We start from the raw sequence: 20,192 nt of genomic DNA, 5'->3' as shown, positions 1-20,192 counted from the left end.
GTATGCTATGTAGCTAAAGAGGCATCTAATTTGACTGATACTAACGCATTTTAGTCATTTTAAATGCCTTCGTGGTTATTTTAAGATAACTTTAGCTCTTCGATAAACATATCGAAGTCCTCGGTAAAAAAACGACTGACGTACTCCATTATCAATTTTTTCCATATTATTAATTTCTTCATTTAAACGATGCATTTCTGCAATATACACTTTGTTATCTTTATTCAACCTTTCAACTTCAGCATATAAGTTTTTTAAACCAGCCGTTTGTTCCGAAATTATTGTTTCGTTATTCGCTATGATACGTTCAAAGTAGCCTTTGGCTTCTGTTGCAATAAGCTCAGGACGGGCATCAATACTATCAAAATTATTGAGCATATAAGCAGCTCTAGCCCCCTTATCAAGCAACTGTGCCATTTCAGGAAAGCCAAACGGACATGGGTTAACAGTGTTTCCAATAATATTCAACCAATCAGATTTGGAAAGACGGATTGCCTCTTGAACAGTTGCTTCTAAATATGACTTAGCCTTATCTTTTTCATTCAAGCTAAGATGAAGCTTTGCCATCTCGAAGTAGGCATCTAAAGTTTTGTTTCCAAGTAAAGGGCTAAACTTTGTTACATCAAATTGTGTCGCTTTTTTGAAGAACTCGAGTGATTTATTAATATCACCTAGGTGCTTATACAAAACGCCTGCTGCAAACGTGATTGAAACACTCCAGCGGATATGATGCGGAGTCTTTTGCTGCAAATCTAAGTATTCATCAATTTGTTTCGAAATACTATCAACGACACTATTCTTAACATATTCTTCATTTTCGATGACAGAATATATATAGCCGCATAATGAAGCGGCATAATCAACTGAACCAGGCGCGCTGGTTGATAATATTTCAAGTTGCTTGGAAACAAGTAATCTCTGATTTAATAAGCGCTGGCCTCTTGTCACCGTACCGCGGACTATCCATGGGTTCTGGTAATCTCTGGAAAATGAAACTACATTGAAATCCTCTGATTCAGGCAATTCCCATTGAGTCTCAGTATATGGTAAAGATTGACCTTTCATCGGATCTTTCATACAAAGCAAAATAATCCATTCAGCTTCACGATCAAACCCCTCAACAGAGACTTCATACCAAGCGCGAGGCGAATGATGGCATTTCATCGCCCCACCGGCCGTTTGGACAAAGCCTTTCTCTAAAATAAAATGAGTACCGCACTCTTCTTTTAATCGATCCCAGGTATATACATGAAAATGATGAGGGTTTGGATCTTCACCAGTTTCATCAGCCCAGTTATTTGGTGCACAAATGAGCATTCTTCCGGATGGTTTAAGCACTCGTTCTAACTCAGCTAAATATTTTTTAGGCTCAGGTAGATGCTCAATCGTTTCAAACGTTGTAATAAAATCGATTGAATTATCAGGTAGATTCTCGATGTTCTGCGCATCTGCTAGAGAAAATTCAACTCGTCCCTCTAACTGATAATTTTGTTGCGCATATTCAATACCTGATTCGCTTAAATCCATGCCTATCACACGCTTCGCATGACTATTATGGTAAATAATATGACTTCCATAGCCGAGACCACATGCTAAATCTAATACAGTATCGCCTGGTCGAACATACTCAGAGGCTTTGTGATATCGAATACAATGCGCATCACCTCTACGGCCTACTTCACGCAACATATCCATATGCAATATTCGTTGTTTATTCAACTCTTCCATAGAATATTTACTTATAGCTAGCTGAGGGATTTTCTCTAACAGCACATATATTTTCAATGGTTCTTGATTTAACGCTTCATAAGCATTCAATCTATAATAGCCTGGGTGTTTACGAAACCCTGCGTCTAAACACTTTGTTTCCCACCAGTCACGACCTTCAACGGTTAAATGCCTATGATCATCTCTATCTTTTGTCGTGGAAATTTGAATAAATACATATTTAGCTGTAACTCGACAAATTTCTTTTAATGCCGCAGGAACATCCTCAGGAGTTAGATGATCCATACAATCAGTTGAAACGACAGTATCAAAATGGTTATCTTTATATGGTAGTTCTAAAATTGAGCCTTGCTCAAATCTTCCATTTAAAAGATTATTTGCACGTTCAATTACCACTTCGGATATATCCAGTCCGAAAGCATCAACCCCTGAATTAACTAACTCAGCAACTAATTTCCCTTCACCACAACCGATATCAAGAACTTTACCATACCCACATGTTTCAATAATTTGATTTGAAATCTTTTTCAAGTCGCCGCTAGCTTCACCAATTCGATCGGGTGATGACCAATATTCATTGTGTGCATTATTATAATCATCTTGATTTGTGTTAATCATTTATATCTTCCCACTTCGCCTTTATATTAAGATCGACTAAGCCACCGAAAAAAGCTTTACTTTCATGATTGACTATTTGAAAAAATGCTGCCTCATCAATCCAATGCAATTGTGTTTGCATGGTGTAATCAGGTTTTTCTTCATGCGTTATTGATGCTTGAATCTCATATAAATTTGCACCTAATATACAATCAAACTCAAACCAAACATCGAATGCTTCATCTTTATTTAGCTTACGATTCCAAAATATATCATCAGGTTCAGCAGTCCCCATCAAGTCAATATCCTGGTTCAATGTGCCCCATGAATTGATTTTAATTCCCTGCTTATTTCTGATTCTCAGTCCAACATTCAATTTATCACTATCAGTATGACTCTTACATTCTGCTTTTATTCTAATTTTATCACCAACAGAAAATACATTGCTTGCAATACCTTGATCATTAAAAGTTGATACTTTTATTATTTCTGCTTGGCCACTTCCAAAAGATTTATTATCAAAATCAAATTTATCGTTTTTCTTTAAGGCAATGTTATTCACTGCATTTTTGTAATATTCTTGCTCTTGCTCATGCAGTAACTTACGGTATGAAATCAATACATCAGATGATGACCCATGATCTACAATCTTGCCATTATTAAGCAGAATACTTTTTTCTGTTAATGTTCTTACTGACTCTTGGTCATGTGATACAAATAAAAGTGTAACGCCGTCATTTTTTAATTGCTCCATTCGCTGATAACAACGCTTTTGAAACAAAGCATCACCAACCGCTAGTGCTTCATCGACAATAAGAATATCCGGAGTCAATTGAACTTGAACAGCAAACGCAAGCCTGACTAACATCCCGCTTGAATAAGTTTTTACTGGTTGTTCTAGGTGATCACCTATATCTGCAAATGATGCAATATCATCAAATCTATCATCAATCTCGCTTTTGGAAAGTCCGACTAACATCCCATTCAAGTAGACATTTTCTCTACCTGTAAATTCGGGATTGAAACCTGAACCAAGCTCTAATAAAGCAGCAATGCGACCATTTACACTGAGCTCACCTTCAGTTTGAAATAAGGTACCAGTAATGATTTGCAGTAGCGTACTTTTTCCTGATCCATTTCGCCCTACGACACCAAAAGATTCCCCTTTCTTAATTTCGAAAGATAGGTCTTTCAATGCCCAGAACTCTGAATAATATTGATGCGGCTTTTTATTAAGAAACTTCTTAACCGGCGGAACAAGAAATTGCTTCAACCTGTCTTTTGGATTGTCGTATGTTTGAAAACATTTTCCAAGGTTGTCAACTTTTATCGCTATTTCTTTAGAGTACATCAGCAAATCCATTCTTAATTTTGTTGAAGCAAGAAAATCCAACGGCAAAAACAAAAAGACTGAACCCCATAGATAAACCCCATGTGCTCAAATCAAGGTTTTTTCCATAAATTAAGACATTCCTTGCTTCCTCAACTACAGGAGTAATCGGGTTAGCCATAAAAATGAAACGATAACTTTCTGGGATTGCTTTAAGAGCATAAAAGATAGGGGACATAAATAAGAGAACCGATGTAAGTGGTGGTATCAATTGACTAACATCACGAATATAAACACTTATAGATGAAAGTAGCCAAGAAAGGCCAATCAACAACAAAAATAATGGAAGCATTACTATCGGAAACATCAAAAATGTCATATGAGGCACCCCGAACACCAGAAGATAAAACAGGAACCACACGATAAAGCCAATTACAAAATTAAAAAAAGCACTTAATACATTTACCCACGCTAAAATTTCTAAGGGGAAAACAATCTTTTTAACATAATTAGTATTACCAATAACTAAAAAAGGGGCTTTATTTATACATTCAGCAAAAAAATTAAAGATCATCAATCCACAAAATAGAATAATGGCAAATTCTGCTTTTGAGTCACTAACACCTTCACCTCCCCATCTAGCTTTAAATACAACACTAAAGAAAAACGTATAAACTGATAGCATCAATAAAGGCGTAATAATTGACCAGATACTGCCTAACAGTGAACCTTTATACTTTTCAGAGATTGATCGAAGAGTAAGCTGTTTCGTTAATTCCCAATTTTCAACCAAAATAACAAATGGTTTTATGAAGATATTTATTGCTTTCACAGTTAACCTTTATTTGAATTTTTCAGTTTTACTAAATGACAATCCATTCGTATCTTTCTGCGAAAGAATAACATTTCCGTTTTTTATCGGCCATTCAATCCCAATTTCTGGATCATTCCACAAGATAGAATGTTCAGATTGAGGGTTATAGTAATCTGTACACTTGTAAACAAACTCGGCTTCTTCACTCGTTACATAAAATCCGTGAGCAAAACCTTCTGGCACCCATAACTGACGTTTATTTTCAGCTGATAAATACACACCGATCCATTGACCAAATGTTGCTGAGTCTTGGCGAATATCTACTGCAACATCAAAAACTTCACCCGAAACAACACGAACTAACTTACCTTGCGTGTTTTCAGTTTGGTAATGTAAGCCACGCAGAATACCTTGTTTGGATTTTGAATGATTATCTTGTACAAATGGTGTTGGTTTTCCCGTCACTAATTCTTCAAATTTGGCCTGATTCCATGTTTCCATGAAGAAGCCACGCTCATCACCAAACACCTCTGGCTCGATGATCTTCACATCAGGGATTTTTGTATCTATAACTTTCATTTAAGCGCCTATTATGCGTAGTGCTGAATTCGTTTTAATGCGTTTTGCCAGTCACTTGGTTTAATACCAAATTGCTGCTCGATCTTATTGCAATTGAGTTTTGAATTAGCAGGACGCTTTGCTGGTGTTGGATATTCTTCCGTCGCAAGGCTGACTAATTGAGGTCTTTCATTTAATACACTCTGGCTTTTCGCTTGTTCAAAAATTGCTTGTGCAAACTGGTGCCAACTTACATGAGGAGTACCGGAGAAATGGTAAAGACCCCAACAAATCTCATTTTTTGCATGAATTTGCTCTGCGATGGTGATTAAAGCAGCGGCAATATCACCCGCAAAAGTCGGACCACCGAACTGATCCCCAACAATTCCTAACTGATCACGATCTCGTCCTAAGCGAATCATTGTTTTGACAAAGTTATTACCATGCTCACCAAATACCCAAGCGGTACGCAGTATAATGTGCTTTGGACATGCGTCTGCTACTGCTTTTTCGCCGGCAAGTTTACTTGCACCATAAACACCCTGAGGATTTGTCTCATCTTCTTCATTATAAATATCGTCTTTGTCACCAGAGAAAACATAGTCAGTAGAGATATGAAGAATCGCAGCACCTATATTCTGTGCAGCTTTTGCTAAGTTCAATGGGCCATCACAATTGATTTGGTATGACAGTGCTTCTTCTTGCTCGGCTTTATCTACGGCTGTGTGTGCGGCTGCATTAATGATGATATCCGGCTGAAATTGAGAAACAACATCATTCACCGCGGATTCATTTGTGATATCCAGCTCATCTCGATCTACAGCAAAGATTTCAGCTTTATTTTTCAACTGCTCGGCAAGACAATGACCGACTTGCCCATGGCTGCCTGTAATCAGTACTTTCATCTCATACAGCCTTATAAAGTTGTTTTTTATTGTTTTCATCAAGCAAAGAACTTAAGTAACGACCATAACCATTTTTTTGCATCGGTTGTGCGACAGCTTGTAGTTTTTCATCGGTAAGCCAGCCATTTCGCCATGCTATCTCTTCAAGGCAAGCAACTTTCAAGCCTTGAACATTTTCAATGGTTTGAACAAATGCTGAGGCTTCATGCAGGCTTTCATGCGTACCCGTATCTAGCCATGCAAAACCACGACCTAGCAGTTCGACATTCAACGAACCATCTTCCAGATACATCTGATTAATACTGGTTATTTCCAACTCCCCTCGCTCTGATGGTTTCACTTGCTTGGCGAAATCAATCACACGGTTATCGTAGAAATATAAACCGGTTACTGCCCAATTTGATTTTGGCTGAGCCGGTTTTTCTTCTATCGACAATGCTTTCATATCGCCATCAAAATCAACAACACCGAAGCGTTCCGGATCTTTTACATGATAACCAAATACCGTTGCACCAGAATCACGGCTAGCCGCATTTTTCAGCGTATTTGAGAAAGACTGACCATAGAAAATATTATCACCCAGAACTAAACAGCAAGAATCATTACCAATAAATTCTTCACCAATAATAAACGCTTGTGCCAGCCCGTCCGGGCTTTCTTGGATTGCATATTCTAAGTTAATACCGAAATCACTACCGTCACCAAGCAGACGTTTAAAACTCTCGTTATCTTCTGGAGTGGTAATGATAAGGATGTCTTGAATACCCGCCAGCATCAGGGTTGACATCGGATAGAAAACCATTGGTTTATCATAAACAGGTAATAGTTGTTTCGATACACCACGAGTGATGGGATATAGACGCGTACCTGAGCCGCCCGCTAAAATTATACCTTTCATTTATTATGTTTTTCCTGTTTTAACCTAGCAATTAACCTTCAGTACCCAAGCGTTCTCGGCTGTATGAACCATCTAGCACGCGACTCCACCAATCCTTGTTGTTTAGGTACCATTCAACGGTTTTACGCAGACCGGACTCGAAGGTTTCAGCAGGCTTCCAGCCTAACTCGCGGTCAATTTTTGATGCATCAATCGCGTAACGAACATCATGGCCAGGGCGATCTGTGACATATGTAATAAGATCTTCATAAACCGCCACACCATCAGGTTTGTTCGGCACAAGCTCTTCTAACAGTGAACAGATTGTTTTTACAACGTCTATATTTGCTTTTTCATTATGACCGCCGATATTGTAAGTTTCACCAACAGCACCTTTCGTTACAACGGTATAAAGTGCCGAAGCATGATCCTCAACATACAACCAATCTCGGATCTGCATTCCATTGCCATAAACAGGCAAAGCTTTGCCTTCTAAAGCATTCAGGATCATTAACGGGATCAATTTTTCCGGGAAATGGTAAGGTCCATAATTGTTAGAGCAATTTGTTACGATAACAGGAAGGCCATAGGTACGGTACCACGCTCGAACTAAATGGTCGCTTGATGCCTTAGATGCAGAGTATGGGCTACTTGGCTCATATGATGTGGTTTCGGTGAACAGGTCATCAGTTCCTTCTAGATCACCATATACTTCATCGGTAGAGATATGATGAAAACGGAAGCCCGATTTTTTATCACCGTCAAGAGAGTTCCAGTAAGCGCGCGTCGCTTCTAAAATGGTATAAGTGCCAACAATGTTGGTTTCAATGAATGCAGCAGGCCCATCGATAGAGCGGTCAACGTGACTTTCAGCAGCCAAGTGCATCACGAGATCAGGCTGATGTTCAACATAAACGTTATCCAAAGCCTGGCGGTCGCAAATATCTACCTGCTCAAAGGCATAACGGTCACTGTCAGCGACTTCTTGCAATGACTCTAGATTTCCCGCATAAGTCAGTTTATCAAGGATAACAACACTGTCCTTTGTATTATTAACGATATGACGAATTACAGCGGAACCAATGAAACCAGCTCCACCGGTAACTAAAATTTTCATGAAACCCCTTATCCGGACACGCTACCGCCCTTGGGTAACAGCCCCAAAAGCCAAGTGAACCATGTTAGTATCGTAAAAGAGTTCGGAATTATAATGCGGTATGGGGGGGGGCATCAAGGTAAACAATTATTCCGCCACGCGCATCGTACATAATCCCTTCAATCTCAGTCAGATCCCCTGAATATTGTCATTCCCAGTAAATTAGAGTGGGGATTGCCCATATAATTTGAACAATTTACCCACAAGCCCCCACGCTGCAGATGCAAACATTTCATGATAAAATGCGCCATCACTTCATCTATGGCATTGTTATTCATATGCGGTTAGCAATAACAGGTACATCCGGATTTGTGGGAACTCACCTTCTGCAAAAATTAGCACAACATTCTATCGTACAGCTTAAACATAAACAGATTATGAATAATGCAAGCGGTACTCCTGAGCAACTCTTACACGCTCTATTACATGAGACTGAAGCATGTATCCATCTTGCCGGCCGCGCCCACATAATGAAAGACTCCGGGGATAACCCTTACCAAGCATACTTAGAGGCGAATGTTACTTATACTAAGCTGCTTGCAGAAGCCGCCGTAAGTGCTGGCGTAAAACGTTTTATCTACATCAGCTCAATCAAGGTGAACGGTGAGGGGACCTTTGGTACCCCTTTCACCGCAGATGACAGACCCAACCCGCAAGACGACTACGGTAAAACGAAGTTACTCGCCGAACAAGCGCTACTTGAGCTTCATGAGCAAGGAAAGATTGAAGTGGTCATTATTCGGCCCCCTCTTATCTATGGTCCAGATGTAAAAGGTAACCTTGCAACACTATCTAAAGCTATAGAAAAAAGAATCCCCTTACCACTCACAGGTATCAAAGATAACAAAAGGAACCTGGTTGCACTTGATAACCTGTGTGATCTGATCGAAGCCTGTCTCGTGCACCCAAATGCCGCGGGGGAAATTTTCTTGGTAAGTGATGACCAAACCATTTCAACAAGCCAGCTTTGCGAGCTCATTGCACAAGGGAAAAACACAAGGCTTATTGGACTACCAATACCTGTTGCTCTGTTAAAATTTGCAAGTAAACTGACCGGTAAAACAGCAGCAGTAAGCCGATTAATCGGCGATCTTGAAGTTGATATAACGAAGAATAAAGAACTGCTAGACTGGCAGCCCATAGACACAACAGAGAAATTGCTTCCCAAGGCCTTTTTATAATTGAAATGATGACTGACAATCCAATTTTTTTATTACTTCCAATAGCATTTATTACTTGGTGTCTTACCGCGCTAGTGCGTCAATATGCTATTCATAGAGATATCCTTGATCACCCTAATCATCGTTCATCTCACTCAGTACCAACGCCCCGGGGTGGGGGGATAGCTGTCGTCATAATGATTATTGCGATGCTGTCTTGGGCTACGATCCGTCAACAGGAACTGTTCTTGTTTATCGTCGGTTTAACCATGGTTGCCATCGTGGGTTTCATCGATGACCATCGTCCTCTTCCGGCATCGATACGGTTTTCTGTCCACTTGATTGCAGCCCTTTTTACAGTCATCGCTCTTCCGCTTCCAGCGATTGACTTTGGCCTCTTCACACTTAATGCTTCATGGGTGCTCATCCCTATTTTTATCATCAGCATTGCATGGCTAATTAATCTTTATAACTTCATGGATGGCATAGATGGCTTTGCTAGTTCTCAAGCCATTTCTGTCTTAGTTAGCCTTGCTTTACTGCTCAACGTTTCAGGTAATACTGACACCGCAATTCAGCTTATTTTACTTTCTGCCCCAATCATCGGTTTTTTGATCTGGAACTGGCCTAAAGCAAAAATTTTCATGGGTGATGCCTGCAGTGGGTTTCTAGGGATTTTCATCTGTGGTGTCGGGCTCTATCTTGCAGCAACAACAGACATTAACTTATGGTGCTGGCTTATTTTGATGGCTGCATTTATCACCGATGCAACTTACACATTGTTGACTCGAATGCTAACTGGGCAACGCTTTTCTCAGCCGCACCGCAGTCATAGTTATCAAATTTTATCCCGTCGCTGGAACAGCCATCTTAGAGTGACCCTTAGCCTAATCACCGTAAACTCTCTCTGGTTACTACCATTAAGCTATATGAGTTATCTGCAACCTCAGTGGGGAGTGCTAATTACCGCTATTGCATACCTGCCACTGACATTAATTGCGAAGCGGTTAAAAGCTGGATTAAACAACGATTAACCATTAGCTCACAAAAAAAGACCAATTTCATTTCCCACGACCTTGGTCTTTTCCTCTATTCTGAAAGAACAACAATTCAATCGCCCATTCACGTCTATTTTTTCACGATATCTTTATTTTCGACGCTCACTTTAACAGGCTTACCCAGCAAATTGATCAGCATAAATGAGCGCTTTTCACCATCCGCTTCCTGGTAAATAGCTTCAATCCCTTTGAACTGTCCTTGCTCCAACTTAAGCGTTTCTCCCGGTTTAGGGAAACTCGAAAGCTGCTTCTGATGTGCATCACTGTCCTCATTCATCATCAACCCATAAACAATTTCTTGTTGCACTCGCTGCGGTTTTGCCCCTTGGCGAATAAAGTCCGCGACACCTCGGGTCGAACGCACTGTGGTAAAGCTCAGGGTTTCTGGATCAAAAAAGACAAAAATATAACTAGGGAACAGAGGTTCCGGTGCTTCCACCCGTTTACCACGCACCATTTTTTGCACAGTAACTTGCGGGTAGTAGCATTCAACCCCTTGACGATCAAGATTAAGCACCGCACGCTCTTGTTCACTACGTTTACAATAAAGAAGGTACCAATCTTTCATAACATTCCCGAACAACAAGCAATACATCAATTGGATTAAATTATAAGTACTCGTAAATAAAGAACAACTTATAAAATTCATTGCCTTTCAAATTTTGCTCTCTTCCTCGCCGATGCCCTTTTCATCATGTTACATTTGTAATAACCATTAAAAATGAAAAATATCGACAGTTGATACCGGGCCGAAAGAAATAAACAGAATTTACAACCAATAAAATCGAAAAATAAGGCATATCTAACCAAAACTCACAACGAAAAGTAATTTTCCATTTTTGCTTACAATATGCACACGTGCTTATAATTCAATAACTTATGATGTTAGCGATTTGTTCTGCGCCTGTAAAAACTTGCAGAGTAATATTTTGTGGATTATAAAATGCCCAGCATTTGCAAACACACAAATAATATTACATAGAGAATAATCATGAGCAATCAAAGTAGTGGTACCTTATTGGGCCACCCGAAAGGTTTGTTCTTACTGTTTGGTACCGAACTGTGGGAACGCTTCTCCTATTACGCTATGCGTGCGATTCTGGTTCTTTATCTGACAGATAAGACAATCAATGGCGGCCTCGGCTGGTCCACTCAAGACGCACTGGGTCTTTACGGCATCTACACCGGCCTTGTTTATATTACCCCTTTAATTGGTGGATGGATTGCCGACAACTTCTTAGGCCAGCGCCGCTCAATTATTATCGGCGGTGTGTTCATGGCCTTAGGTCAATTTACACTTGCCCTACCTAACAGTTTTATTGATCCGCATGCCGTCACCGCATTTTATGCGGGTCTTGGCCTGCTTATCATCGGTAATGGTCTGTTCAAGCCTAATATTTCAACCATGGTCGGTGACCTTTATAAAGATGGTGATAACCGCCGTGACGGTGCCTTTACCATTTTCTATATGGGTATTAACCTTGGTGCCCTAATGGCGGGGATCATTGCTGGCTCAGCATCTACCGCATACGGCTGGAAAGCAGGCTTCCTGACTGCCGGTATCGGTATGTTGCTCAGCCTGGTGATGCAATTTATTTTTGCCGAACGCCTACTGGGCGATATCGGTAAAGAACCTGCAGCGAAACGTGCTGCGGCAATGAATAAATCAGGTAAAAAAGAGCCACTGACCGCACAAGAACGCGATCGTCTGAAAGTTATCATGATCATGGGTCTGTTCGTGGTTATCTTCTGGGCAGGCTTCGAGCAAGCCGGCGGTCTGATGAATATCTTCTCTCAGCACTACACTGATCGTATGATTGGCAGTTTTGAAGTACCTGCAGCCTGGTTCCAGTCGCTTAACCCGTTCTTTGTCATCACGCTTGCACCTGTAATTGCTGCATTGTGGGTAAAAATGGGCCCTAAAGAGCCAAGCTCTCCGGCTAAATTTGCCATGGGTCTGTTCTTCCTTGCCATCGGCTTCCTTTGCATGATCGGTGCGGTAACGCAGCAAGGTGGTGATATCACGGTGAAAACCTCAATGTTCTGGCTGGTTGGTGCATACTTCTTCCACACTTTGGGCGAGCTGTGTCTGTCTCCTATCGGCCTGTCTATGGTCACCAAACTGGCACCGCTTCGCTTAGCTTCACTGATGATGGGTGCATGGTTCGGTTTCAATGCGGTTGCTAACTATGTTGCCGGCATTATCGGGGCACACGTAGGTGAAGCAGGTCCGATGGCTATTTTCAGTGGTATTGCTATCGCTGCGACGGTTGCCGGTGTGCTACTGCTACTTTGCTCAAACCAGTTAATTCGCTGGATGCACGGTGCAGAAGGTCAAGTTATTGAAGACGAAGTGATCGAAGGTAACGCAGTAGAAGCTTAATCTAACTAAGATTCAAAGATAGGGTAGCCAGCAGCGAGATCATTCGCTGCTGGCTATTTTTTTATATCAGCAGGCTCTTTTTTCTTTCCACCGGATCTTTTTTTATCACGTTCTCGCATCTTATCACTCCGACTCAAGTCTCTTTAACGTCACACTAAAACTGGCCGAACCAATTTCACTTAATGACAAACGTCCCCCCGACTCTGATAACTGCAATTGAATAATGTCATTGCGCTGGGCGCGATCTCCAAGCCACGATTGCGCCATGACAGAATGCATCCCTTCACTGGTTTGTAAAACAGCCCCCAGCCCGGCGGAAAGGACAGTCAGGCTTCGGTCACACGCGTCAAAAATACCAAACAATCCTTTAATGGGTGATGCATACCCTGAATGTTGCATCCCCTTTTCAATTAAGCTGATTAAATGCATCAGGTCATTTTCTTCCGCCATGCGGGTACGCAGGTAATCATTAAAAAAGGCACGAAGCAGCAATGTCGTTGTTGCGCCATTGTTCCCACCAGCGGCAGAATCAACCAGATAAAATGCCAGTCGACCATCCATCAACCAGGTATAATCCAGTAGAACAGGCGGTACATCGGCAGATTGCAAGACGCAGTAATTCAGTTGCCAGTCCCCCTGCTTCGATTCTGTATCCGGCATTAAGCCGACCAGCAATTCCCGAGCAGCTTTTGGATTAGACTGTAATTCCTGAATATGCCATTCCAGCTCTTCATCAACAACGCTGTTGTCTTCGCCTACACCAAACCACTGGCTGGAAAAGTCACGCCCTTCGGTGGAAGAGTCCTGAGACTTTAATACCGATAAAATCGCAGACTGCAGCACCATTATATTATCCAGCGGCTTGATAAGAAAATCTTTAACCCCGTGACGCAACGCTGTTGCTACGTCAGCCATATCACCGGTACCCGAAATCACGATGACAGGAACCATCGGGTACTGAACGGATATCTCTTCGACAAATTCCATCCCCGATAGCACCGGCATTGCCAAATCACACAGTAATACATCAGGGATAGCATTTCTCAATGCTTGCAATCCTTGCAGTCCATTATCAGCTTCTCGCACAACACACCCCTGGCTTTGCAAAAAGCCACATATCATCCGACGAAAAACAGGATCGTCCTCGACCACGAGAATATCTTTACCCTCTAGCAACGATTGTGTTCTCCATGAGTTATGGTTTGCGACACCCTGATTTTTGACGGGGGAGTTGATATTATTTTCTCTATTACTACGCATGAAAACCTAATAGTTAATCAACCTATCAAAAGCATAGGTGTAAAATCGTCATTCGTCAGGGCTGACAAACTATTAGCGGAGGAAATTAAGTGTTTAATGCTATCCACTTCAAATAAATGAACTTTTTATCGCTTTAATGGATATGATAACGCATGCTTAAAAAGGGCAATTATTGATTTATAGCAATAGTTGTTATGTTAAAGACATACTTTGAGCCATTTTATTATACAATTCCCCATTATGAGTTTTCAGTAATGACTTTTTATGAAACTTGACGATCTAAACTTGTTCCGAATGGTTGTTGAAAGTGGCAGCTATACCGGAGCCTCCCGCAAAACCCAAGTGCCAGTAGCAACACTGACTCGCAGAATTCAAGCTTTGGAAGAATGCCTAAATATTCGCCTGTTAAATCGTCATGCCCGTAAATTATCGCTTACGGAAGCCGGACAGAAATTTTACGATGATTGCGCCCCCCTACTACAGCAATTAGTCGATAAGACGGTGCATATCAGTGAAGAATGTAAGGGAGCTGCCGGTAAGCTAAAAATTGCCGCCCCTTCTAACCTGACTAAAGTCATGCTTCAACCGATGCTGAGTGCATTTATGCTGCAGCATCCAGCCATCGATATCGCACTACATATGAGCAGTGAGCCGGAGCAACTCGATCCAACCGATTGGGATGTCATGTTTCGAGTAGGTCCCCAGCGAGATTCGACACTCATCGCTCGCCGTATCAGTGCGGTTAAAGATATTCTTGTCGCCAGCCCTGATTACTTAAAAAACCATCCAGAGCCAAAACACGCTCAGGAGCTGCACAATCACACGTTACTAAAGGGCAACCCGCTACTTCGCTGGCGCTTAACTGACAGCAACGGAGAAACCGTTACGCTCAATGAACGAGGCCGGTTTGAAGCCAATCAGTTAAATGTGGTGAGAAAAGCATGCACTGCCGGGCTGGGGATCACCCTGATGCCTGATGTTATGCTGGAAAAGTACATCACTTCGGGTGAGTTAGTCCGTATTCTTGAAAACTGGTCAGCAAACCCGCGCGAAGTCTATTTACTGTATAACCACAGAGACTACCAGCCAGAAAAGTTACGGTTATTCATTGAGTTCGCCAGCCAATACTTTGAGTTAAACTAATAGCTTTGAATTAAGCTAAGAGCTTGACTCATTAATAATGATTGAGCAGATTAGTTCCTTATCGATGAAGCCAAACAGTCGTCATCCCAGAAACCGCCAGACAGTAGACTTACCAACTTACTCAATACTTATCTGGCGGTTATCAGGGATCCATTTACGGTGAAGTTTAAAGGGCTTACATACCACTCAGATTCATCATGGCTGGATAATTCCGTGCAGAATGGATCCCTGGTCTATTACCTTCTGTGGGCCAATAAATTGATCATCTCATGTTAGTTCTATATCTAGATGTCAGTATTGGGTCAGCCAGGGATGACGGACTTTGACCGTTTCAATCAATCATCTTCATTGTGCTCAGTAGTCGCTTTGTTTACTACCCTCCCCCTCCCATCACCCTGCGCTCTAGCCAAAGCCATTTCTTGCCAACGTCCCGAACCCCGACTACATGTTATTAGTATGTAAACGCACTTCACGATTTTAAAATTTTGAAATCTAACATCAGTCACGTGCTGCTACTTGGCATTTCTAGACGAGGAAACGTTATGATTCTGGGACATTTATTTGGAATATACACTCACCCTAAACAAGAGTGGCGCACCATTGATAAGGAACATGATGGAGTGAACAGCAGTCTCAGTCACATCCTGTTAATTGCTATGCTGCCACCTATTTTCGCATTTATTTCCAGTGTATTTCTGGGCTGGAAAATTGGAGCGGGGGATCCTATCTACCTCACTCAATCCAGTGCCCTCGGGATGTCAATTGCTATGTATTTTGCTCTGGTTGGTGGCGTCTTTGCCCTTGCTTATGTCTCCTACTGGATGAGTCAGACCTTTGGCTCAACCCCGACCTACACACAAGCCCTTGAACTGGCAGCTTATACCGCGACACCACTCTTTATGAGCAGTATTGCCGCCCTCTATCCGCATATTTGGTTTCTGATGATTGCCGGATTGATCGGGGTAGCCTACTCCGTTTACCTGCTGTATACCGGGGTCCCGATCCTGATGCATATACCGGAAGAACGCGGATTCATCTATGCCAGCTCAATCGTCACCTCCGGCTTAGTGCTGCTGGTATTGATTTTGGCGGGATCGGTTATTTTGTGGAATCTTGGATTAGGGCCAGAGTTTATGAGTTAATTGAAGCAGATCAAAAAGAGCGAGAATGACCTCGCTCTTTGTTATTTTCGGTTCGCCCTTTTACCCTTCGTTATGAATTTCCAGATTGGCAATATCCTGCTGGATTTCGCGTTTGGTCTTAGAGTCTTCATTACGTAACAAGTCGAGAAAATCCAGATATTGCTGGTTGATATCCCCTGTCACATAACTACCGTTAAACACTGACGTTTCAAACAGCTGGATATTCGGGTTACCTTCAGCAACCGCTGAAACCAAGTCTTCCAGATCCTGGAAAATCAAGCCATCAGCACCAATCATCTTACAAATTTGATCGACTTCACGACCATGAGCGATTAACTCATTAGCGCTTGGCATATCGATGCCATACACATTCGGGAAGCGAACTTCAGGAGCTGCGGAGGCCAGGTACACTTTACGCGCTCCGGCCTCACGAGCCATCTCAATGATCTGCTCTGATGTGGTACCGCGTACAATCGAATCATCGATTAACAGTACGTTCTTATCTTTAAATTCAGAGCGAATTGCATTGAGCTTACGACGAACAGACTTACGACGCATTTGTTGCCCGGGCATAATAAAAGTACGGCCAACATAACGGTTTTTCACAAAGCCCTGGCGGTATGGCTTATCAAGCGTGCGGGCTATTTCTAACGCACTGTCACAAGAGGTTTCCGGTATAGGGATAACAACATCAATATCCAGATCGTCCCATTCACGTTTGATTTTTTCACCCAGCTTCTGCCCCATGCAAACGCGCGCCGCATACACCGAGATTTTATCAATGAAGGAATCAGGACGAGCGAAGTAAACAAACTCAAAGATACATGGGTTCAGTTGAGGATTATCAGCACACTGCTCAGTGAACAGCTGCCCCTCGAACGTAATATAAATCGCTTCACCGGGCGCTACATCACGCACAAAGTCAAAGCCGACGGCATCAAGTGCAACCGACTCTGACGCCACCATATATTCGATTTGGCCTTCAACTTCACGCCTGCCCAGGCATAGCGGACGAATACCGTGCGGGTCACGAAAAGCAATCAAACCGTGGCCAATCACCATGGCAACCACGGCATAAGCACCTTTAACAGTGCGATGTACTTCGCGAACGGCAGTAAAAAAATCGGAAGGAGTCAGCGGGTAAGATTGGGAAACTTCAAGCTGGTTAGCTAATACATTCAACAGGATTTCAGAATCAGAGGTTGTATTAACATGGCGCCGGGCTTGCTTAAACAATGACTCCCTGATCTCTGAGGCATTGGTTAGGTTACCATTGTGTGCCAGAGAAATACCATAAGGAGAATTCACATAAAATGGTTGAGCTTCAGAAGCACTTGAACTGCCTGCTGTTGGGTAACGAACATGGCCAATTCCCACATTTCCTTGAAGACGTTGCATGTGCTTAGCTTCAAACACATCTCGAACAAGCCCATTTGCTTTACGCAGACGGAAACGATTGCTTTCCAGGGTAACAATACCGGCAGCATCCTGGCCGCGATGCTGTAGCACGGTCAGTGCATCATAGATAGACTGGTTTACCGGGGTTGAGCCCACGATTCCGACGATACCACACATATCCTAAATCCTCGTCACGCAAAAAATACCAATGGATGGAGTAACAGCACACTCTGTTACTCACCATCGTTGCTATAAGGCCGACGCTAGAGCGCGCCGGGTAAAAAGCTTGAAGTATTTTTCAGGTATGAGAAGAACCATTCGATAACCACCCCGAACTGAGGGATCAACTGCGACTGTTTCCACCAGTCCGCACTCGAAAATCCAGTAAAGGCATCAATAAAGAACAATACCGCAGAGACGATTAGCACGCCCCTCACACCACCAAAAACAACTCCGAGTACCCGATCTGTCCCAGACAAACCGGTTTTCTGAACTAATTGTCCAATAACATAGTTCACCACCGCGCCGACTATCAGCGTTGAAATGAACAAGACAGCGATGGCGCCACCATTACGTAACGTCTCATCTTGAATATTGGTAAAGTAAGCTGCCAGCTGAGGGTAAAACTGACTTGCGATAAAAAAAGCAGCAAACCAAATCACGAGTGACAGAGCTTCTTTAACAAATCCGCGGATTAAACTGACCAATGCAGAGAAGCCAATCACGCCTAAAATTACGTAATCTATCCAGATCATCATTTATAGTTTCGTCTTGTTGATGCGTATTCTAACAGAAAAAATGAGAACGCAAACGTTTACCTAAGGGTTTAGTGGGTTAAATCTGAGCAATTGACCTTTTAACCCCGTTAATTTTTCCAAGTCTTTAATCTGGCTGGCAAGTTTATCTTTCGCGACATCCGGTCCAACCACCACTCGAGCCAAATCGCCCGGTTTAGGTTGTTTCGGAAAAACATGAGCCTGAAAACCAGCCTTACGGATCTTCGCCACTAGCTGATGTGCATTGTCAAAATTCCGGAAAACACCCAGTTGCACTACCCAGCCACTCTCTTGATAACCGGCTTTCGGCGGTTTAACGGTTTGGGGAGCGATGGCTAATGGTTCCTCTTCTTTGGCAATGTCTGAATCGCCGGATATCTCATATCCATTCTCATCGATAACAGCGGTAACCGGCTCTTGTGGCAGCTCGATCTCTGCAAATTCAGGTTCAGGAATCGTCGTAAACCCTTCCTGAACACTCACTTCCGGTTGTAACGGAATGCTGGCAAACTGCTCCTGGTAATGTTGTTTCTTACCATCAAATAAATCAGGCAGAAAGATCACTCCGATTGCGACCAGAATAATAGTACCGACCAGACGGCTTTGGAATTTACTCGCCACATTTACTCCTGTGTTGTTACAAGATGGCTGGAAATCTGACCGACAGTGTAAAACGAGCCAAAGACGATTACCACATCGTCCTCTTCTGCCTGTGTTAGCGCTGCGTCAAAAGCTTGCTCCGGTGTTGAAAACCCGGCCGTAGCATGAGGTAAATGTTCAATGATCTCTTCTGCTTTGGCCGCTCGCGGGCCTTTTAAGGACGCTGGATACCATACATCAACAATTCCTTTCATCTCTGCAATCGTCGATGCGATATCTTTATCATGCAACATAGCGACAACCGCGTGAATACGGGCTTTGTTTTCCCGCTTTTTCAGCAGCTCCATCTGAGTGGCAAAATAATTGGCAGAATGAGGGTTATGCGCAACGTCCATAATCACTAACGGTGTTTCAGCCACCCGCTCCATTCTGCCGGGCAGTGAAGCCTTAGCCAAGCCCGCAGCAATGTTTTCGTCGCTGATATTCAGCTCTGCCGTGCCTAACGCCATCAAGGCGGTAGCGGCATTAGGCAAAGGCAACGACGGCAGCGGGAGCTGCTGTAAGTCAAACGCGCCGCAGTGCCAGCTCCAGCTATCGCCGTGGTGTTCATAACTGAACTGATAACCAACCTGGTATAAGTGCGCACCGATATCGTCGGCATGCGCCGGTACGGTGGAAGGCGGATTAGGCTGGCCACAAATTGCCGGCTTATCGGAACGGAAGATACCGGCCTTCTCGTACCCAATGACTTCAATATCATCACCTAACCAATCAACGTGATCGACGGCAAGGCTGGTGATCACCGCGACATCATGTTCGACAATGTTCGTCGCATCCAGACGCCCGCCCAGCCCGACTTCCAGAATCGCCACATCCACCTGATGCTGCTTAAACAGGTGCAGCGCTGCCAATGTGCCAAATTCAAATAGGCTTAAACTAGTTTCTCCCCGGCACTGATCTATATAAGCAAAAGCCTGGCTATGTTCATGATCAGCCAGCTCCTGGCCGTTAATGCGAACACGTTCGTTATAACGAACCAGATGAGGAGAGCTATAGACACCCACGCTATATCCTGCATCTAGCAAAATAGCTTCAAGAATGGCACAGGTAGAGCCTTTACCATTGGTTCCCGCGACGGTGATCACCCGCTCTGCGGGTTTGGTTAGCTGAGCATGTTGTGCGACGGCAAGCACGCGATCTAAACCAAGATCAATGGCGCTGGTATGAAGTTTTTCTAAATAGGTCAGCCAGGAGGAAAGGGAGGCTGTGGCTTGTGGAGCGGTCAATCCAGACATTGGTGATGTATT

Annotated in this window: 18 protein-coding genes; 5 read left to right on the top strand and 13 right to left on the bottom strand. The window is 42.9% G+C overall.

The window, feature by feature from the left end; genetic code table 11:
• Positions 1-75: 75 nt before the first annotated feature.
• The 7 genes from C9I89_RS16065 to rfbB are packed head-to-tail and all read right to left on the bottom strand — an operon-like array spanning position 76 to position 7,926.
• Positions 76-2,346 carry a class I SAM-dependent methyltransferase gene (locus C9I89_RS16065; protein ID WP_107284332.1) on the bottom strand — a complete coding sequence of 757 codons (2,271 nt, stop codon included), beginning with the start codon at positions 2,344-2,346 and terminating at the stop codon, positions 76-78.
• Entirely contained in the window at positions 2,339-3,676 is a 1,338-nt protein-coding gene (locus C9I89_RS16060; RefSeq protein WP_107284331.1) for an ABC transporter ATP-binding protein, read from the bottom strand. Before C9I89_RS16060 ends, C9I89_RS16065 begins: the two co-directional genes overlap by 8 nt.
• A complete protein-coding gene (locus C9I89_RS16055; RefSeq protein ID WP_245905505.1) occupies positions 3,666-4,487 on the bottom strand; it encodes an ABC transporter permease in 822 nt (273 codons plus the stop codon). Before C9I89_RS16055 ends, C9I89_RS16060 begins: the two co-directional genes overlap by 11 nt.
• A 9-nt stretch (positions 4,488-4,496) precedes the next feature.
• Positions 4,497-5,048, bottom strand: a complete 552-nt coding sequence (gene rfbC / locus C9I89_RS16050) for a dTDP-4-dehydrorhamnose 3,5-epimerase (protein ID WP_107284330.1) — start codon at positions 5,046-5,048, stop codon at positions 4,497-4,499.
• Positions 5,049-5,059: 11 nt separating this feature from the next.
• On the bottom strand, positions 5,060-5,932 hold the full coding sequence (rfbD, locus tag C9I89_RS16045; protein ID WP_107284329.1) for a dTDP-4-dehydrorhamnose reductase: 873 nt from the start codon (positions 5,930-5,932) through the stop codon (positions 5,060-5,062).
• A gap of 1 nt (position 5,933) precedes the next feature.
• Positions 5,934-6,830, bottom strand: coding sequence for a glucose-1-phosphate thymidylyltransferase RfbA (gene rfbA / locus C9I89_RS16040; RefSeq protein ID WP_107284328.1), 897 nt, complete (start codon positions 6,828-6,830; stop codon positions 5,934-5,936).
• 31 nt (positions 6,831-6,861) lie between these two features.
• A complete protein-coding gene (rfbB, locus tag C9I89_RS16035; RefSeq protein WP_107284327.1) occupies positions 6,862-7,926 on the bottom strand; it encodes a dTDP-glucose 4,6-dehydratase in 1,065 nt (354 codons plus the stop codon).
• A gap of 260 nt (positions 7,927-8,186) precedes the next feature.
• On the opposite strand from rfbB, the gene C9I89_RS16030 reads away from it, so the two are divergent.
• Entirely contained in the window at positions 8,187-9,146 is a 960-nt protein-coding gene (locus C9I89_RS16030; RefSeq protein WP_211315269.1) for an NAD-dependent epimerase/dehydratase family protein, read from the top strand.
• Between the two features lie 5 nt (positions 9,147-9,151).
• Complete coding sequence (locus tag C9I89_RS16025; RefSeq protein ID WP_107284326.1) at positions 9,152-10,159, top strand: MraY family glycosyltransferase; 1,008 nt, start codon at positions 9,152-9,154, stop codon at positions 10,157-10,159.
• A gap of 94 nt (positions 10,160-10,253) precedes the next feature.
• On the opposite strand, the gene rfaH is transcribed toward C9I89_RS16025, so the two are convergent.
• Complete coding sequence (gene rfaH / locus C9I89_RS16020) at positions 10,254-10,751, bottom strand: transcription/translation regulatory transformer protein RfaH (protein ID WP_107284325.1); 498 nt, start codon at positions 10,749-10,751, stop codon at positions 10,254-10,256.
• Between the two features lie 423 nt (positions 10,752-11,174).
• On the opposite strand from rfaH, the gene C9I89_RS16015 reads away from it, so the two are divergent.
• Positions 11,175-12,566, top strand: a complete 1,392-nt coding sequence (locus C9I89_RS16015) for a peptide MFS transporter (protein ID WP_107284324.1) — start codon at positions 11,175-11,177, stop codon at positions 12,564-12,566.
• A gap of 123 nt (positions 12,567-12,689) precedes the next feature.
• Here C9I89_RS16015 and C9I89_RS16010 read toward each other — a convergent pair whose 3' ends face one another.
• Positions 12,690-13,742, bottom strand: a complete 1,053-nt coding sequence (locus tag C9I89_RS16010) for a response regulator (RefSeq protein WP_107284323.1) — start codon at positions 13,740-13,742, stop codon at positions 12,690-12,692.
• Positions 13,743-14,090: 348 nt separating this feature from the next.
• Here C9I89_RS16010 and C9I89_RS16005 point away from each other — a divergent pair, with 348 nt between their 5' ends.
• Together C9I89_RS16005 and C9I89_RS16000 are read left to right on the top strand one after the other, a co-directional pair.
• Positions 14,091-14,969: a LysR family transcriptional regulator gene (locus C9I89_RS16005; protein WP_107284322.1), complete on the top strand. Its 879-nt coding sequence runs from the start codon at positions 14,091-14,093 to the stop codon at positions 14,967-14,969.
• A gap of 542 nt (positions 14,970-15,511) precedes the next feature.
• Positions 15,512-16,111 (top strand): Yip1 family protein, encoded by a 600-nt coding sequence (locus tag C9I89_RS16000; RefSeq protein WP_107284321.1) that lies wholly within the window; start codon positions 15,512-15,514, stop codon positions 16,109-16,111.
• 60 nt (positions 16,112-16,171) lie between these two features.
• Here the strand turns inward: C9I89_RS16000 and purF are convergent, their stop codons facing one another.
• The 4 genes from purF to folC all read right to left on the bottom strand — a co-directional run bounded on the left by purF (position 16,172) and on the right by folC (position 20,180).
• Positions 16,172-17,686, bottom strand: coding sequence for an amidophosphoribosyltransferase (gene purF / locus C9I89_RS15995; RefSeq protein WP_107284320.1), 1,515 nt, complete (start codon positions 17,684-17,686; stop codon positions 16,172-16,174).
• Positions 17,687-17,772: 86 nt separating this feature from the next.
• Entirely contained in the window at positions 17,773-18,264 is a 492-nt protein-coding gene (cvpA, locus tag C9I89_RS15990) for a colicin V production protein (protein ID WP_107284381.1), read from the bottom strand.
• Positions 18,265-18,327: 63 nt separating this feature from the next.
• On the bottom strand, positions 18,328-18,906 hold the full coding sequence (locus tag C9I89_RS15985; protein ID WP_107284319.1) for an SPOR domain-containing protein: 579 nt from the start codon (positions 18,904-18,906) through the stop codon (positions 18,328-18,330).
• A gap of 2 nt (positions 18,907-18,908) precedes the next feature.
• Positions 18,909-20,180: a bifunctional tetrahydrofolate synthase/dihydrofolate synthase gene (gene folC, locus C9I89_RS15980; RefSeq protein WP_107284318.1), complete on the bottom strand. Its 1,272-nt coding sequence runs from the start codon at positions 20,178-20,180 to the stop codon at positions 18,909-18,911.
• Positions 20,181-20,192: the final 12 nt, after the last annotated feature.

The organism is Photobacterium lipolyticum, from assembly GCF_003026475.1.
Taxonomy (GTDB): domain Bacteria; phylum Pseudomonadota; class Gammaproteobacteria; order Enterobacterales; family Vibrionaceae; genus Photobacterium; species Photobacterium lipolyticum.
This window is presented reverse-complemented; position numbering and strand designations above follow the sequence as displayed.

Coding starts and splice junctions, on each gene's coding strand:
- C9I89_RS16065 (WP_107284332.1), bottom strand. CDS start 2,346: ATGATTAACACAAATCAAGATGATTATAATAATGCACACAATGAATAT.
- C9I89_RS16060 (WP_107284331.1), bottom strand. CDS start 3,676: ATGTACTCTAAAGAAATAGCGATAAAAGTTGACAACCTTGGAAAATGT.
- rfbC (WP_107284330.1), bottom strand. CDS start 5,048: ATGAAAGTTATAGATACAAAAATCCCTGATGTGAAGATCATCGAGCCA.
- rfbD (WP_107284329.1), bottom strand. CDS start 5,932: ATGAAAGTACTGATTACAGGCAGCCATGGGCAAGTCGGTCATTGTCTT.
- rfbA (WP_107284328.1), bottom strand. CDS start 6,830: ATGAAAGGTATAATTTTAGCGGGCGGCTCAGGTACGCGTCTATATCCC.
- rfbB (WP_107284327.1), bottom strand. CDS start 7,926: ATGAAAATTTTAGTTACCGGTGGAGCTGGTTTCATTGGTTCCGCTGTA.
- C9I89_RS16030 (WP_211315269.1), top strand. CDS start 8,187: ATGCAAACATTTCATGATAAAATGCGCCATCACTTCATCTATGGCATT.
- C9I89_RS16025 (WP_107284326.1), top strand. CDS start 9,152: ATGATGACTGACAATCCAATTTTTTTATTACTTCCAATAGCATTTATT.
- rfaH (WP_107284325.1), bottom strand. CDS start 10,751: ATGAAAGATTGGTACCTTCTTTATTGTAAACGTAGTGAACAAGAGCGT.
- C9I89_RS16015 (WP_107284324.1), top strand. CDS start 11,175: ATGAGCAATCAAAGTAGTGGTACCTTATTGGGCCACCCGAAAGGTTTG.
- C9I89_RS16005 (WP_107284322.1), top strand. CDS start 14,091: ATGAAACTTGACGATCTAAACTTGTTCCGAATGGTTGTTGAAAGTGGC.
- C9I89_RS16000 (WP_107284321.1), top strand. CDS start 15,512: ATGATTCTGGGACATTTATTTGGAATATACACTCACCCTAAACAAGAG.
- purF (WP_107284320.1), bottom strand. CDS start 17,686: ATGTGTGGTATCGTCGGAATCGTGGGCTCAACCCCGGTAAACCAGTCT.
- cvpA (WP_107284381.1), bottom strand. CDS start 18,264: ATGATCTGGATAGATTACGTAATTTTAGGCGTGATTGGCTTCTCTGCA.
- folC (WP_107284318.1), bottom strand. CDS start 20,180: ATGTCTGGATTGACCGCTCCACAAGCCACAGCCTCCCTTTCCTCCTGG.